The organism is Methanococcoides sp. DA23, assembly GCF_057593895.1.
Genome location: NZ_CM172520.1, coordinates 2,229,771 through 2,244,773, shown reverse-complemented (window position 1 = coordinate 2,244,773; position 15,003 = coordinate 2,229,771). Strand labels below are relative to the sequence as shown.

The 15,003-nt window shown below is 45.1% G+C and carries 16 protein-coding genes; 12 read left to right on the top strand and 4 right to left on the bottom strand.

Annotation, left to right across the window (positions count from 1 at the left end):
* The first annotated feature begins 79 nt into the window (after nt 1–79).
* Nucleotides 80–1,306: a signal peptide peptidase SppA gene (gene sppA / locus AC20MK_RS11110; RefSeq protein WP_487355868.1), complete on the top strand. Its 1,227-nt coding sequence runs from the start codon at nt 80–82 to the stop codon at nt 1,304–1,306.
* Between the two features lie 83 nt (nt 1,307–1,389).
* Here sppA and AC20MK_RS11105 read toward each other — a convergent pair whose 3' ends face one another.
* Both AC20MK_RS11105 and AC20MK_RS11100 read right to left on the bottom strand, forming a co-directional pair.
* Complete coding sequence (locus tag AC20MK_RS11105) at nt 1,390–2,316, bottom strand: ribose 1,5-bisphosphate isomerase (protein ID WP_487355867.1); 927 nt, start codon at nt 2,314–2,316, stop codon at nt 1,390–1,392.
* A gap of 40 nt (nt 2,317–2,356) precedes the next feature.
* Nucleotides 2,357–2,686, bottom strand: a complete 330-nt coding sequence (locus tag AC20MK_RS11100; protein WP_487355866.1) for a hypothetical protein — start codon at nt 2,684–2,686, stop codon at nt 2,357–2,359.
* A 1-nt stretch (nt 2,687) separates the two neighbouring features.
* On the opposite strand from AC20MK_RS11100, the gene AC20MK_RS11095 reads away from it, so the two are divergent.
* The 11 genes from AC20MK_RS11095 (at nt 2,688) to rpl12p (ending at nt 11,486) form a co-directional block, all read left to right on the top strand.
* Nucleotides 2,688–2,810 carry a hypothetical protein gene (locus AC20MK_RS11095; RefSeq protein WP_487355865.1) on the top strand — a complete coding sequence of 41 codons (123 nt, stop codon included), beginning with the start codon at nt 2,688–2,690 and terminating at the stop codon, nt 2,808–2,810.
* A 52-nt stretch (nt 2,811–2,862) separates the two neighbouring features.
* Nucleotides 2,863–4,227: an NAD-dependent succinate-semialdehyde dehydrogenase gene (locus AC20MK_RS11090; RefSeq protein WP_487355864.1), complete on the top strand. Its 1,365-nt coding sequence runs from the start codon at nt 2,863–2,865 to the stop codon at nt 4,225–4,227.
* A 25-nt stretch (nt 4,228–4,252) separates the two neighbouring features.
* The gene (locus tag AC20MK_RS11085) at nt 4,253–5,047 is read left to right on the top strand and encodes a class I SAM-dependent methyltransferase (protein ID WP_487355863.1); all 795 of its coding nucleotides are present in this window, start codon (nt 4,253–4,255) and stop codon (nt 5,045–5,047) included.
* A gap of 121 nt (nt 5,048–5,168) precedes the next feature.
* Nucleotides 5,169–6,608: a D-aminoacyl-tRNA deacylase gene (locus tag AC20MK_RS11080; RefSeq protein WP_487355862.1), complete on the top strand. Its 1,440-nt coding sequence runs from the start codon at nt 5,169–5,171 to the stop codon at nt 6,606–6,608.
* Nucleotides 6,609–6,700: 92 nt separating this feature from the next.
* The gene (gene ftsZ, locus AC20MK_RS11075) at nt 6,701–7,807 is read left to right on the top strand and encodes a cell division protein FtsZ (protein ID WP_487355861.1); all 1,107 of its coding nucleotides are present in this window, start codon (nt 6,701–6,703) and stop codon (nt 7,805–7,807) included.
* A 195-nt stretch (nt 7,808–8,002) separates the two neighbouring features.
* Nucleotides 8,003–8,200: a protein translocase SEC61 complex subunit gamma gene (locus AC20MK_RS11070; RefSeq protein ID WP_487357108.1), complete on the top strand. Its 198-nt coding sequence runs from the start codon at nt 8,003–8,005 to the stop codon at nt 8,198–8,200.
* A gap of 4 nt (nt 8,201–8,204) precedes the next feature.
* Nucleotides 8,205–8,669, top strand: a complete 465-nt coding sequence (locus AC20MK_RS11065) for a transcription elongation factor Spt5 (RefSeq protein WP_487355860.1) — start codon at nt 8,205–8,207, stop codon at nt 8,667–8,669.
* A 77-nt stretch (nt 8,670–8,746) separates the two neighbouring features.
* Nucleotides 8,747–9,232, top strand: coding sequence for a 50S ribosomal protein L11 (locus AC20MK_RS11060; protein WP_487355859.1), 486 nt, complete (start codon nt 8,747–8,749; stop codon nt 9,230–9,232).
* A gap of 249 nt (nt 9,233–9,481) precedes the next feature.
* Nucleotides 9,482–10,123, top strand: coding sequence for a 50S ribosomal protein L1 (locus AC20MK_RS11055; protein ID WP_487355858.1), 642 nt, complete (start codon nt 9,482–9,484; stop codon nt 10,121–10,123).
* Nucleotides 10,123–11,142, top strand: coding sequence for a 50S ribosomal protein L10 (locus tag AC20MK_RS11050; RefSeq protein WP_487355857.1), 1,020 nt, complete (start codon nt 10,123–10,125; stop codon nt 11,140–11,142). The genes AC20MK_RS11055 and AC20MK_RS11050 overlap by 1 nt, the downstream gene beginning before the upstream one ends.
* Before the next feature lie 44 nt (nt 11,143–11,186).
* On the top strand, nt 11,187–11,486 hold the full coding sequence (gene rpl12p, locus AC20MK_RS11045; protein ID WP_172368473.1) for a 50S ribosomal protein P1: 300 nt from the start codon (nt 11,187–11,189) through the stop codon (nt 11,484–11,486).
* Between the two features lie 139 nt (nt 11,487–11,625).
* Here rpl12p and AC20MK_RS11040 read toward each other — a convergent pair whose 3' ends face one another.
* Both AC20MK_RS11040 and AC20MK_RS11035 read right to left on the bottom strand, forming a co-directional pair.
* A complete protein-coding gene (locus AC20MK_RS11040) occupies nt 11,626–12,654 on the bottom strand; it encodes a DUF7544 domain-containing protein (protein ID WP_487355856.1) in 1,029 nt (342 codons plus the stop codon).
* A 43-nt stretch (nt 12,655–12,697) separates the two neighbouring features.
* Nucleotides 12,698–14,431, bottom strand: a complete 1,734-nt coding sequence (locus AC20MK_RS11035) for a DEAD/DEAH box helicase (RefSeq protein WP_487355855.1) — start codon at nt 14,429–14,431, stop codon at nt 12,698–12,700.
* Nucleotides 14,432–15,003 lie beyond the last annotated feature (572 nt).

Here is a 15,003-nt window from a genome sequence, read left to right as displayed (position 1 = left end):
ATATTTCGCTTATATGTGTCCATAAGAGAAGCTTTTTGAATGGTCAGGTACAATTTACAATATATATTAGGGGTGTTGGATGAGCTATAACACAGATCCAGAAAATGAGAATGAGGATAAAGATGAGCTTATGGAAGAGCTCCTTGAGGAATCCGTATTGGGAGCTCCTGATCTTGGTGCATTGGAATATTCGCCGGAGCCTGAATATACGGAGATACTGGACAATGTTCATGAGCAAGGGGGCTCAGTGGATAATGTGGTCGTAGAGCCTTCCGAACCCTCTGGTCCTGTGAAGAATGTCTCCTCTGTAGAAGTGGGGGAGAAAAGGGTTCCCTCTGGAAATGAACCGATGCCATCCAGAGAACCGCCCCAGTACGCAACTCCTGTGAAAAAGGACCGCAAATGGCAATATATAGCGGTCATCTCAGTGCTGATGTTGATCATAGGCGGCAGTTTCGCAGTCATCTATATGTCGTTCGGTGGGGACATCTATACTACCGACGATAAGGTCGCAGTCATATATGTGCAGGGTTTCATGCTGACTGGAAACCTCCCCTCTGGCTTCGGTTATGCCACTTCTGAAGATGTTTGCAACAGCCTGCGTAAGGCGACAGAGGACGATAGTGTAAAGGCCATTGTGATCAGGGTGAATAGCGGTGGTGGTTCTCCTGTGGCTGCAGAAGAGATAGTCACTGAGATCAAGAGGGTGCAGGACATGGGGATCCCTGTGGTCATCTCCATGGGTGACGTGGCAGCGAGTGCTGCATATTATATCTCCGCACCGGCCGATCTCATTGTTGCAAATCCTTCCTCGACCACCGGCAGTATCGGTGTGATCAGTGTCTATACCAATAGGTCTGAGTTCTACGATAACGAAGGCATTGAGTTCTATGTCTCCAAATCGGGTTCATTCAAGGACGTAGGTGGCGATTGGAGGGGACTTACTTCAGAAGAGAAAGAATATGTGGACAATGTTGTGCTCGATGTCTATGACCTGTTCATCACAAGTGTTGCGGAAAACCGTAATATGACAAAGGGTGAAGTAAAAGATATTGCAGATGGTCGTATCTACATTGGTAAGGAAGCACAGAGGATCGGGCTTGTGGACGAACTTGGTAATTTCTATGATGCCATTGATGCAGCGGCTGAACTTGGTGGTATCGAAGGCGAACCTTCGGTGTACTATATTAACAAACCATCTCTTTCAAGCATACTGTTCGGTTCGGAAGAAACATTGTCTGCACAGACAGTGGAGCAGCTGGCAAGTTATTATACTGAAAGTCCGGTGGGATATTTGATCGAATGATGTAATTTCGTTGATGAACTGTCTGGAACAAAATGTGTTATTGATAATGATGTAAAAGGTCTCCTTTGAGACCTTTGACCCTTTCAGCCCATTTTTGTAAATTCCCATCCGAGATGTTCTTTGATGATGGTGTAGGCCATCTGTGGTGGGAACGCACCTACCTCTGTTATTATCATGTCAATGTATTCTGCAGGGGTTATGTCGAATGCGGGATTCTTGACCTTCACATTTGGCATTCCTGCAAGGACATCGGTGTCGATAACCTCCTCAGGTGACCTTTCCTCAATATCGATGAGATCTCCATGAATGGTCTTCGGGCTGAACTTGAACGTCTCTGCCACACACAAGAGGTTCTTCCTTGCCTCATTTGCAGCAAGCGCAAGTTGGGATGTGCCCACTTTGTTCACTAGTGCACCGTTGATGGTTATTGCATCCGCGCCTACTATTACGGTGTCAACATCCTTCATGCAATATCTTACTGCAGAATCCACGATCAGCGTGGTTGGGATTCCCTTGTCATTAAGTTCCTTTATGGTAATGAGGCCCTGTCTTCTTGGTCTTGATTCGGTGGCGATGACGGATATATCCTTACCCTGTTCAAAAGCGGTGGTTATGACCGAAAGGGCAGCATGGGAATTGCAGTGTGTCATTATGACATCGCCATCGCGTATCCTCTTTGCACCTATCTCTCCCATCTTCTCAAGGGCCTGGCCTGCCTGTTCCAGAAACTTGTCCGCATTACGGATGATCTCTTCCCTTGCTTCTGAGACCTCTGTTGCAGTGTGGCGTTTTGTAAGTTGGACTGCATTCGGTAGGGATACTGCTGTGGGTCTGGTCTGGATAAGTATATTGGCAGCCTCATCGACCTTTTTATTAAAGTCCTTGATGTTCGTCACCTTTATGCCGAGCACATAATCACGAAGTGCTGCAGATGCTGCTTCAGCTATCCTTCCAGCTCCCCTTATTTCCATCGTGCGGATCTTTTCCGCTGTATCAAGTAATTGCTGCATATCAATATATTTGAAGTGAAGGCATTTATATGTATTCGCCTTATGCCACTTCCGATGCCTGAATGCGTTTTCCTATGTAGTAGGGAATTCCCAGTAACAATGCGTAGTGTATCCATATCAGGATGTATGGGTGGTAGCTCTTGTCGTATATCGTCAGGTACATTGCAACGTCAAGTGCCAGATTCACACTAAGAAATGTGATGCCAAGCAATTTTGCTTCTTCGACTTTGTCCTTCGTATCCTTAAGATATGTCTTTGTGAGATATATTGTAAGAACGGGCAGAACAACTAATAACGGTAAAGCTATCGCAGGCATTTTTGAGATGTATTCTATTGATGGGATCGCTGAAAGTGCAGGGGTAATGTGCACTATGCTCTCCCAGATAAAACCGACCATCCAGATCGCTAATGCCTATCTTGCTGCGGAAAGTGGCCTGTATGGGATATTGATCAACTACGTACCTCCGCCCTCTAAACAGTTATCATATATTTAAATGTTAGCTTCAATCCCACTTATTTAAATCACATCAGAATTAACTATCTTCCATGAAAAAAATAACATCGATAAATCCTGTAAATGGGACTGTCAATGGTGAATTCGAGTTTCATTCTCCTGATAAGGTAGACCTTATTCTTAAAAGATCGAGCGAAGCATTCCAGTACTGGAGATCCCTCAAAGGTGCTGAAAGGGCTGTGTATCTTGAAAATGTTGCAAAGGTACTTCGAAGCGATAAACAGGAATTGGCAGAGACCATCACAATGGAGATGGGGAAGCCTATCAGACAGGCACTTGCAGAAGTTGAGAAATGTGCCAGCATGTTCGACCACTTTGCTACTAATATATGCTCCTTCCTTGAACCTGATATTGTGAGGGAGAACCCTTCCGCCTGTATCTCATACGATCCGATGGGTGTCGTGCTTGCTATCAAACCCTGGAATTTCCCACTCTGGCAGGTATTGAGTGCTGCCTCACATATTCTTGCAGGCGGGAACACCATGGTGTTAAAACACTCAGGTTATGTTCCCATGTGTGCTCTTAATGTCGAATCTGTTTTCGAGAAGGCCGGATTCCCGGAAGGTGTTTTCCAGACCCTTCTTGTGGATGGTCCTACTGCTTCTTCGTTGATATCGAGGCCGGAGGTCGCAGCTGTATCCTTTACAGGAGGATTGCCTGCCGGTCAGAAGGTCGCTGAGACCGCTGGCCGCAACATGAAGAAATGCGTGCTGGAACTTGGAGGTAGCGACCCCTTCATTGTGCTTGGGGACGCAGACATTGATAAAGCTGCGAAGGCAGGGGTTGCCGGAAGGTTCCTAAATGCAGGACAGACCTGCATCTCTTCCAAACGTTTCATCATTGAAAGTTCAGTGGTCGATGAGTTCACTTCTGCATTTGTGGAATACACACGTAAGCTCAAAATAGGCGACCCTCTGGACAGAGGCACTGATATCGGTCCTCTTGTACGTAAGGGACAGGTCTCAGTACTCGAAGGCCAGATCGCTAATGCCGTCTCAATGGGGGCAAAAGTGGAACTTGAAGGCGGTAGGGGCGAAGGGGATGGATATTATTTCTCTCCTGTGGTGCTGTCGAACGTATCCCTTGATATGCAGGTCATGAGGGAGGAGACGTTCGGTCCGGTGGCACCGATAATTTCAGTGGAGGATGAGCTAGAGGCTCTGAAGGTCGCTAACGCTACGGAGTTTGGCCTGGGTGCAAGTATCTGGGGCAGTGATAAGGAGAATGCATCGTTCCTTGCGGGTCAGGTGGAGTCCGGGGTGGTTGGAGTGAATGGTTTTTTCAAACCGGAAGCCGACCTGCCGTTCGGTGGGGTCAAGAAAAGCGGGATTGGGAGGGAACTCTCTCGATTTGGGTTCTATGAATTTATGAACATCAGGTCTACGGTGTTATTTTAATAAACTGCAGGTGGATATTCCTTCAATGAGCATGATCCAAAAAATAGCTGACATTCCTGAAGAACTTCTTGATAAGGTCCCCCGGCGATTCGATATTATAGGTGATATTGCGGTTGTTTCTGTTCCTGCTGAGCTGGAGCTTTACAAATTACAGGTGGCAGAACATATTGCTTCAATGAGGGGGAATATTCGTGGAGTGCTCAATAAGGTCACCAGACTGGAAGGTGAGCATAGGGTTGCTGTGTTCGATGTCTTGCTGGGGGACGACCCGATAACCACTCATGATGAGTTTGGTTTCAGGTATATGATGGACCTGCGTGAAGTTTTCTTTAATGGAAGGCTTGCTTTCGAAAGGCAGAGGGTGTCCTCGAAAGTGAGGGCAGGTGAAGACGTAATTGTTCCGTTCTGTGGCATTGGTCCTTTTGCTATACCTGCTGCAGCAAAGGGTGCAAAAGTGGTTGCAATTGAAAAGAACCCTTATGCATGCAAGTGGCTTTTTGAGAATGTGCGTTTGAATCACGTTGGTGGGAACATTCATCCCATTCTGGGGGATGCCTCGGATATTGGCAGTTTTCTTAAGGCTCGTTTTGACCGTGCGATTATCCCAACTCCGTATGGCATGGATGGTTTTCTTGAGAAGTTGTTGCCTTTTGTTAGAAAAGGTGGCAATGTTCATTTTTATACTTTTAAGAAACGATCTCAAATAGATGGCTTGATGGAAGAGTATTCTGATATGGGTCTTGATGTTGTTGAACATCGAAGGTGTGGGAATATTGCACCAAATATTAGCCGTTGGGCGTTCGACATGGTCAAGGAGTGATGATCTTTCAGGAATGTTGTGTGAATCATTAGTTATCATTTCTTAATGGGATGATTGTTCGTTCGTGAAGTCCTATATGTGAAAAACAGTTGGTAAAATATTGTTCATTGGAGTTATTTTTATGAAGGAAGATAATGAGGTTCAGGTCACTGATATGAGTATTGTTATAGTTTGTTCTACTGTGGACCCGGCAAGTCAGAATATAAAAGAGCATTTGCTAAAGCTCAGGGATTGGGTTGAAGTGGATGTTCCCTCTGGTATCTTTGATAATCTCTCTGCGGTGTATCGGAGCGGGACTTTTCATATTGTCGAGGTTACTGAACATCATGTCTATCAGGATGGGATCGACAGGAAGATCAAAGAGGCAGGTCTGCCATGTGAGCTCCTCATTTTCGCTTCCAAACATAAAAGTGCTGATGGCAGGCGGCTTCTGACCGCGCACTTTACGGGGAATCCGGGTTCTGCTGATTTCGGAGGGTATCCAGGTGAGCTTTCCAAGGCTGCTCCGTTCGCGCTCCGTTCTCTGCTCAGGAATATGGCCGAGCTGTCGGAGGGTATCGGGTTCGATGTTTCGATGGAGTCTACTCACCACGGTCCTTCGGACCTTGATATTCCTTCGGTCTATGCAGAGATCGGTAGTTCTGAGGTGGAGTGGGCCAATCTGGATGCGGGTGATGTTGTCGCACGGTCTATTCTTTCCGTGAGGCCGGGAAGTTGTCCTGTGGCCGTTGGATTCGGAGGTGGGCACTATGCTGCAAGGCAATCCGGGATCGTTCTGGGCTCGGATGTTTCATTCGGTCATAATTTCCCGAACTATCAGCTTCAATTTGTTGATGGGGATATGTTCAGGAAGGCAGTTGAGAGGTCGGGTGCAGACCTTGTTTACTATGACAGGAAGGCGTTGTCCTCTGAGGAGAAGGAACGGATAAATGAGCTTGCAGATGAATGCGGGCTTGAGGTATTGAGAGAAAGTGACATCAAAGAGATGGAAGGGGTCTGTTGGGATGTGTTCAGAGTATTTTGGCATAAGATTCAGGATGAGGGTCTTTCAGGGCGGATCAAGGTCCCTGTTGGGATGAAAGCTAAGTTGAGTGAGAATGCTTGTGATATTCTTGAGTTCGATGTGTCTGATGTTGTTACTGTTGTAGTTGAAAATGAACTTCTCAAACTGGTAAGTTCTGTTGATGCGAGGGCTGTGAAAAGGTTGCTTAATATGTCGAATGTTGTCTATTCGGAACGCGATGATGCAACAGTATCAAATCATTTCTATACTTTCTGGAAACGTGATGCAGAGAACTTCCTTTCCTTTATTGTAGATGAATGCATTAAAATACTAAAAGGACGTTATGATACTGAATACGTTTTCGAAGAAAATGTGTTGCACATTACGATTGAGAGATTCAGTCCTGAGCTCGCGCGAAAGTGTGGAGTTCCTTCCGGCCCTATGTTTGGGAAACTGGCAAAAGGTCAGTCAGTTATGGTCGAGGGAAACACTATCCGACCAGAAATGGTCCATGTGAGGACACAGAAGAGTCTCGTGTTAAGGAATGAGATCTTTTGAACGATGTAGATAAATATAATACTAATCTCTATATATTACGAATATTAATAATTCCATACATTTGATCATGTTGCTATAGTGGAGGATATGTTATGAAATCCATAGTAGAAGAGGCATTAGCTCGATCTGTAGAAGAGACGCAAATCCGTTCCGGCGGCGTTTCACAATCTGATAATATTAATGCGGAACTTGAGGCAATGCTGAAGGATCTGCAGACTAACATCAAGGTTGTAGGATGTGGCGGAGGGGGTTCGAACAGCGCTCAACGTATGCAACAGGAAGGCATCAAGGGTGCTGAAGTAGTTGCTGTGAACACGGATGCTCAGCATCTTTTGAATGTTACTACCGAAAGGAAGATCCTTATTGGTAAGAAGAAGACAAGGGGTCTTGGTGCAGGCAGTTTGCCTCAGATCGGTGAGGATGCTGCACTTGAGAGCATCGATGAGGTACGTTCAATAGTCGATGGCTCCGATATGGTGTTCATTACTGCAGGGCTTGGCGGCGGTACCGGAACAGGTTCCGCTCCAGTTGTCGCAGAGGCTGCAAGGGATGCCGGTGCTTTGACGATCGCTGTGGTCACTCTTCCATTCTCCGTAGAGGGGCATGTAAGGCGTGAGAACGCAGAAGCAGGGCTTGAAAGGCTCAGGGATGTCGCTGATACCGTCATTGTCGTTCCGAACGATAAACTTCTTGAGGTTGTTCCAAGGTTGCCATTGCAGGCAGCTTTCAAGGTTTCCGATGAGGTTCTGATGAGGGCCGTGAAAGGCATTACAGAGCTTATTACAAAACCGGGTCTTGTGAACCTTGATTTTGCTGATGTAAGGACCGTTATGCAAAACGGTGGCGTTGCAATGATAGGTCTTGGTGAGGCTGATGGTGAGAACAAGGCTGTAGAGTCTGTTCAGAAAGCATTGAGGAGTCCTCTTCTTGATGTGGACATCTCCGGTGCGACATCTGCTCTTGTGAACGTTGTCGGTGGTCCGGATATGACCATTGCAGAGGCAGAGAGCGTTGTTCAGGAAGTCTATAGCAGGATCGATCCGAATGCAAGGTTGATCTGGGGTGCCCAGGTGGACCCTGATCTTGAGCATTCTGTGCGTACTATGCTTGTCGTTACTGGTGTGAGGTCCCCGCAGATCTATGGAAGTGGGAACTCCAAGAACGTTACTCGGAAATACGGGATCGATTTCGTAAAATGATCAGGGGATCTATCTCCTTATCTTTTTAATTTGTTCTGTATGATACGATGCTGTTCAATCGAAAGGTATTTTATTTAGTACGTTATTTAAACGCCACTAAATTTTATAGTCGGATCGATCGTTGATGAATTGTATCGTATCAACTCGTACATATCAATAATACTAAAACTGGTTGTGAAAAGTTTGGCAGAGAATATGTTAAAATCGGCTAAGATAAACGGCAATGTCGGTCAGGTCCTCAAATCATATCTGAGGGTACTGAAATTATCCAAGAAGCCTTCCAGAGAGGAATTCCTCATGATCGCTAAGGTCGCTGGTGCCGGAATTCTTGTGATAGGCTTTGTTGGTTTCCTTATTTATGTGCTGTTGACCGTAGTTCCACAGTGGGTGTAATTTTATGGGTGAAGATGCCGCTATATTTGTTGTAAAGACAACTGCAAATCAGGAACGTTCGGTTGCTGCTATGCTGGCTCAGGTTGCAAAGAAGGATAATCTTGATATCAGGTCTATAATTGCTCCTGATGAGCTCAAAGGTTATGTACTTCTGGAATCTTCCGATTCCGGAGCCGTAGAACAGGCGATCCAGACAGTTCCTCATGCGAGGACTGTTGTAAAAGGTCAGTCTAGTATAGCGGAGATCGCACATTTCCTTACGCCAAAGCCAACCGTTACAGGTATTGTAGAAGGTGCTATCATCGAAGTGACCTCTGGTCCTTTCAAGGGTGAAAAGGCACGTGTGAAGCGTGTTGATGAAGGCCATGAAGAGATCACTGTGGAACTGTTCGATGCAGTCGTACCAATACCTATAACTATTCGTGGTGATACTGTACGGATACTTAGGAAAGAGGAAACAAATTCCTGAGTGAATAGATTCTATTCATAGATCCAATCTATAAACTTATTTAATTAATTTATAAAATTTAAAAAGGTGTTGCTCGAATGGCAAGTGTAGTAGAAGCATTGGTTCCTGGCGGTAAAGCAAATCCCGGTCCTCCACTGGGCCCTGCGTTAGGACCTCTTGGTGTTAATATTAAAGACGTGATCGACAAGATCAATGAAAAGACAAAAGATTACAATGGGATGCAGGTTCCTGTTAAGGTTATCGTTGCTGACGATAAGAGTGTTGAGATCGAAGTGGGTACTCCACCAACATCCGCATTGATCCTTAAGGAACTCAACATCGCAAAGGGTTCCGGCGAGTCCGGTACCGTTGTTGTCGGCAATCTTGAGATCGCACAGGTCGCAAAGATCGCACGTATGAAGAAAGACGATATCCTTTCCTATTCGCTTAAGGCTGCGATCAAAGAAGTCATGGGAACCTGTGTTCCTATGGGTGTAACGATTGAAGACCTTGATCCAAGGGAATGCCAGAAAGCTGTTGATGAGGGCAAGTTCGACGAGTCTCTCGCAGCAGAAGCATGGTAATTAAAGAGATATTATTATCTCTTTGATATCTATATCAAATTCAAACAAGTTGGTCAGTCTTTCTGGCTGACCGACAAGTTTTAAACAGATGCTTCAATATTGAAGCTTCGTAATTGAGATGAAAATCTCCTTACTTTACCGTAGTAGGCCGGAGCGGCCGCATAGGCGGGTATGCAATTATTGTATGCCTACCGGATGCAGATAATATCTGTGTCAGAACACATGTTCAAAAACTACGGGAGGAATAGAATGGTAGAAGAAACTACTTTAGATTTAGTAAAACAGTTAATTGAAGTTTCCCCGGAGCGTAAGTTCTCCGAGAGCTTGGATCTTGCAATTAACTTAAAGAATCTCGACATGAGTCAGCCCAAGAATCGTGTGGATGAGGAGATAATCCTTCCTAACGGCCTTGGTAAGTCCATGAAGATCGCTGTTTTTGCAAAGGGTGAGGTTGGACTCAACGCAAAGGATGCTGGTTGCGACTACGTCCTTACTGAAGAGGACATCAAGGAGCTCGGCGAAGATAAATCAAAGGCAAGAAGTCTCGCAAACGAGTGTGATTTCTTTATCGCAGAAGTCCAGTATATGGCTCAGATCGGTAAGGCCCTTGGTGCAATTCTTGGTCCTCGCGGAAAGATGCCAGTACCATTGACCCCTGACAGGAACGTTGCAGATCTTATCAACAGCACAAAGAACTCGGTACGTATACGGTCGAAGGATAAATTGACCTTCCACGTGTCAGTTGGTCGCAGGGACATGGATGTCGAGAAACTTGCAGAGAACATCGAATCAGTTCTTGGTAGGTTAGAACATTCTCTTGAGAAAGGTAAACACAACCTTAAATCAGTTTATGTTACGACTACTATGGGTAATTCTGTGAGGTTGGTATAATGGCAGAACTTCACCACAGTGAACACATTCCTCAATGGAAGAAAGACGAGATCGAGGAAATTAAGGGCCTCATTGAATCATATCCATTGTTTGGTGTTATTGGTATTGAAGGAATTCCTGCAAAGCAGCTTCAGTCGATGAGAAGGGACCTCAAGGACTTTGCAGTCCTTAAAGTTTGCAGAAACACTCTGACAAGAAGGGCACTTGACGCATCATCTGATGATGTCAAGAAGATGGATGATTATGTTGATGTGCAGACCGCACTCATATTCACAAAACAGAACCCTTTCAAACTCTACAAGTTGCTTGAGAAAAGTAAGACTCCTTCCCCTATTAAAGCGGGAATGGTAGCTACTAGCGACATTATTGTAGAGAAAGGCCCAACAAGCTTCCCACCAGGACCTATACTTGGTGACATGCAGGCTGCAGGTATACCCGCAGCTATTGATGGCGGAAAGGTTGTCATCAAGGAAACAAAGGCTGTTGCAAAGGCCGGTGAGGTTGTATCTCAGAAACTTGCAGCTATGCTGACAAGGCTGGAGATCTATCCACTTGAAGTCGGTCTTGATCTTAGGGCAGTTCTGGAAGAAGGTTCTATCTTCACTCCTGATGTACTTGCTATCGATGAGGAACAGGTATTCTCCAACTTCGTACAAGCAGCTCAGCAGGCATTCAATATGTCTGTCAATGCAGCATATCCAACTGCTATGAACATCAACACATTGCTTGCTAAGGCAGCATCCGATTCAAGGAACGTTGCAGTCAATGCTACAGTTTACGAGCCAGGAATCATGGACATTCTGCTTGGTAAGGCATACAGCAAGATGATGGCGATCGCTTCAGCAGCAGCATCCAATGATGATGCTCTTGACGATGAGCTAAAGGAAGCACTCGGTGCAGCAAGTTCTGCTGCAGCTGCTGGAGCAGCAGTCGAGGAAGTTGTTGAAGAGCAGGAAGAAGTCAAAGAAGAAGAAGAGGAAGGCGACATGGCGTCCGGTCTTGGAGCACTCTTTGGATAAACTAACTATCAACTATAATATTAATAACTAAAAGGTGAATTACAATGGAATACATATACGCAGCACTATTATTGCACAACGCAGGTAAAGACATCACAGAAGAATCCGTCTCCGCAGTACTCTCTGCAGCAGGCACAGAAGTTAACGAATCCCGTGCAAAGGCACTCGTTGCAGCACTCGAAGATGTAGACATCGAGGAAGCAATGGCAACCGCAGCATTCGCACCAGCAGCAGCAGCAGCAGCTCCAGTAGCTGAAGCAGCAGCTGAGGAAGCACCTGCAGAAGAAGAGAAAGCTGAAGAAGAAGAGAGCGGCATGGCTGGTCTCGGCGCACTCTTTGGCTAAGCTATTTTCAAACCGATACTCGCATTATGCGAGTATCAATTCTTTTTTTTAATAAAATTTCATTTTGCGTATGTTCATTCTATTCTAAAAAAGTGTCTGAGATCTATCTCTGACAATTTGAAAGCTCAAAGTATATCAGTTAAGCTCGTTCTTTGTTATTTTCCATAACATCAAATAATGGGATATTCATTCCTGGGTCCCATTTCTCAATGAATGTAAGCACATGGTATTTCATAAAGACCCGTAAAGGCACTGCTCCCATCATCGAGATAAGTATTAACAGTATGATCTCTATAAAAACAATAGGTGCAATAATTATCCATGCTGTTTCCCCTATCATCGTCGAAAAAGTGAAATAGACTACTGTATCGATGATCAGAAATAGCAAGATCGGGATCAATATCAATAAAAAAACAAGAATTACGACAGCTACACTGCCTAATGCCCACAGGAACATCCTTCCGAGCCAGTATGCAAACATTTGTTTCCAATCGCGCCTGAAATTTGCGCTAACTCTTTCCAGAGATTCAATAAATCCTGTGGAACTGTACATTGCAACAGGGATGCAAAGAACGATGAACGAATTAATTATACTGCTTATTACTGATAGTATGACTATTATTGCAATGAGGCTAGGGCTGGAAGCTATTAAAAGTGGCAGAAGGTTTGTTGATGGGTAATGCACGATCTGCATTATGATAGGCAAAGCCGCCATCATAAATATTCCCAGGTATACAATTCTCAGTACAAGTCTTAATATGAATAGGTCCAATCCCCTACGTAGGAACTTAGCTGAATATTCCCAGAATCGAACGTCATTCTTTGTGACGGATTCCACAAGAACAAGGTCCATAACTGAAGCAAAATATCCAAAGAGCAATATCAATACTAAAATTATTATGAATGCTGCGATCACCCATGACATATCTGGCATCGATATCTGATCTATAAATGAGTTCAATGTAGGAATTTCAGAAAAAGGTGATGAGGGTATATCTTGGAGATCTGGATTTGAAGAAGGTCCGTTGTAACCTTGCCCTCCTCCTCCACTTGCCAGGGCTATTATAATGGCAAGTTTTATCCATTTCCAGATATCAAATGGTTCAAGTAGTGCGACCCGTGTTCTTTTAAAAGCCACGTCGACCGCATCTACTACAAACCAGCTCATGCAAATAAATACTCTACGGTGTTATAAAAAATAACCGGTTAGGTTATTCTCTCTTCTTTTGAACGCCTGTCCTTTTCTTAAAACCGGTGCGTGCTTTGTCGCTGCCACTGCCGCGGTCGCCACCTTTGCCACCGCTGCTGCCGCCACTGCTACGTCCGCCATAGCCGCCACTGCCGCGTTCACTACTTTTGCCACCGCTGCTGCCGCCACTGCTACGTCCGCCATAGCCGCCACTGCCGCGTTCACTACTTTTGCCACCGCTGCTGCCGCCACTGCTACGTCCGCCATAGCCGCCACTGCCGCGTTCGCTACTTTTGCCACCGCTGCTGCCGCCACTGCTACGTCCGCCATAGCCGCCACTACCACGTTCGCCACTACCACGTTCGCCACTGCCGCGTTCGCCACTGCCGCGTTCGCCACTGCCACGTTCGCCACCGCTGCTACGCCCACCATAGCCGCCACCGCCCTCTCCGCTACGGCTACCACTTCGACCACCGCTGCTGCCGCCACTGCTACGTCGGTCACCGCCGCCACTGCCGGTGCTACGACCGCCACTACCGCCATAGCCGCCACTGCTACGACCCCCGCCTCTTCCGCGGTCTTCTCTTCTGCCTCGGGTCTCGCGATGGTTCCTTGGCCCCTTGTCATCATCTTTTATGAGTACCCTTTCGAATTCCGGTAGTTCTTCATGCTCGAAATTGAACTTGCGGTGCAGTTTAGTGAGTCTGATAAAGCTACCCTTATCCACGTCAGCGACCACATTGATGACCTTTCCTTCTCTTCCAGCCCTTGCTGTTCTTCCTATCCTGTGAACATATTCACTGGGGTCATCAGGAATGTCGAAATTGTAAACATGGGACACATGGGGAATATCCAGTCCTCTGGCTGCGACATCGGTGCATACAAGTGCATGTGCATTGCTGGAATGGAACTTGCTCAGTGTGCCCTTTCTCTTTGCCTGTGTATGTCCGCCATGGATGGCTATTGCATCAATGTCATTCTTTCTCAGGTTCTTCTGTACGAAATCAACATTACTTCTCGTATTACAGAAAACCATAACAAGTCCTGATTTTTCAGTCTTCAGGAGGTGTACAAGGAGTGAGAACTTCATCCTCTTTGGAACATCGATATATACCTGTTTCAGTTTATCTGAATCCACGTATGCCTTCGCAAATACATTTGAAGGGTTATTCATGTATCTGTTTGAGAGGTACTTGATGTCTTTGGAAACAGTTGCTGAGAACAGCATTGTCTGCCTGTCAGAAGGACATTCATCGATGATCATTTCAACATCATCAATGAATCCCATGTCAAGCATTCTGTCTGCTTCATCAAGGACAAGCATCTCTACATCCCCGAGGTCAATAGTTCCTCTTTCGATATGGTCTAATAATCTTCCTGGGGTTGCAACAACAACATCCGCTCTTTCGAGTTGGCGGATCTGTGGATTGATAGCTACACCACCATATATTGGTGCTACTCTCAATTGTTTATGTCTGGAAAATTCCTTCAATGAGTTCTGAACCTGCTCAGCCAACTCTCTTGTTGGTGTAAGGACCAGTGCTCTGATTCCATTTCCTTTTTCTATCTTCTGGATGATTCCACAACCAAAAGCGAGCGTCTTACCTGATCCGGTAGCAGCTCCACCTATTATGTCTTTTCCTTCAAGGATCAGAGGGATAGCCATTTCCTGAATTTCAGTAGGGGCTTCAAATTTTTTGTCCTCTATCGATCTTAAGATCGCATCCTCGATACCTAATTTTTTGAATGATTCCATGATGATTACCTGTTAATTAACGCTTAAAAAAAGACTGAATGCCTTTATTTTACTATTTCCCATCACAAACCAGTTCAAAAAATTATTGGGATGTTGATAATGATGGGCTATATTCTGACGTTTTTAAGTAGACTTCTCATACATCTTTCTACTTATAAACATTGTCCTAATATTCGAATATTTTAATCATTGATACGAAGATTTTCCCGAAATGCTATGGATGAATGTATTCTCCTTCTCATTTTCAAACTCCATTAAGGTCATTTCGCTATGTATCTCAAAAATAACCTTATCAAGCTCAGTGTTTATGCTGATGATATACTGCTTGCATATAGGCTCTGTTCTTCATTGAGTTTAGTAAAAACATTATCCTGAATCATATAAGAAAGGTCGATGGTCGTATTGTGGGATGCTCTATGTTCCTGGCCCATGTTTGCAAGAAAAATACTTTTTGTTCTGCTGGTCGATCCAGCATGTTATTATCTCCTTACACTTTCTCTTTCTGATTTTCTTTACAATATTGTTGATCTATATGTGCTAAGTTTTATCAACTCCTTTGCAAGATATAGGGC

Bases quoted from the DNA above. Each gene is read 5' to 3' on its own strand.
- AC20MK_RS11060 (WP_487355859.1), top strand. From the start codon at position 8,747: ATGGCAAGTGTAGTAGAAGCATTGGTTCCTGGCGGTAAAGCAAATCCC.
- AC20MK_RS11095 (WP_487355865.1), top strand. From the start codon at position 2,688: ATGCTCTCCCAGATAAAACCGACCATCCAGATCGCTAATGCCTATCTT.
- AC20MK_RS11085 (WP_487355863.1), top strand. From the start codon at position 4,253: ATGAGCATGATCCAAAAAATAGCTGACATTCCTGAAGAACTTCTTGAT.
- AC20MK_RS11105 (WP_487355867.1), bottom strand. From the start codon at position 2,316: ATGCAGCAATTACTTGATACAGCGGAAAAGATCCGCACGATGGAAATA.
- AC20MK_RS11065 (WP_487355860.1), top strand. From the start codon at position 8,205: ATGGGTGAAGATGCCGCTATATTTGTTGTAAAGACAACTGCAAATCAG.
- AC20MK_RS11090 (WP_487355864.1), top strand. From the start codon at position 2,863: ATGAAAAAAATAACATCGATAAATCCTGTAAATGGGACTGTCAATGGT.
- AC20MK_RS11035 (WP_487355855.1), bottom strand. From the start codon at position 14,431: ATGGAATCATTCAAAAAATTAGGTATCGAGGATGCGATCTTAAGATCG.
- rpl12p (WP_172368473.1), top strand. From the start codon at position 11,187: ATGGAATACATATACGCAGCACTATTATTGCACAACGCAGGTAAAGAC.
- sppA (WP_487355868.1), top strand. From the start codon at position 80: ATGAGCTATAACACAGATCCAGAAAATGAGAATGAGGATAAAGATGAG.
- AC20MK_RS11080 (WP_487355862.1), top strand. From the start codon at position 5,169: ATGAAGGAAGATAATGAGGTTCAGGTCACTGATATGAGTATTGTTATA.
- AC20MK_RS11050 (WP_487355857.1), top strand. From the start codon at position 10,123: ATGGCAGAACTTCACCACAGTGAACACATTCCTCAATGGAAGAAAGAC.
- AC20MK_RS11040 (WP_487355856.1), bottom strand. From the start codon at position 12,654: ATGAGCTGGTTTGTAGTAGATGCGGTCGACGTGGCTTTTAAAAGAACA.
- AC20MK_RS11070 (WP_487357108.1), top strand. From the start codon at position 8,003: ATGTTAAAATCGGCTAAGATAAACGGCAATGTCGGTCAGGTCCTCAAA.
- AC20MK_RS11055 (WP_487355858.1), top strand. From the start codon at position 9,482: ATGGTAGAAGAAACTACTTTAGATTTAGTAAAACAGTTAATTGAAGTT.
- ftsZ (WP_487355861.1), top strand. From the start codon at position 6,701: ATGAAATCCATAGTAGAAGAGGCATTAGCTCGATCTGTAGAAGAGACG.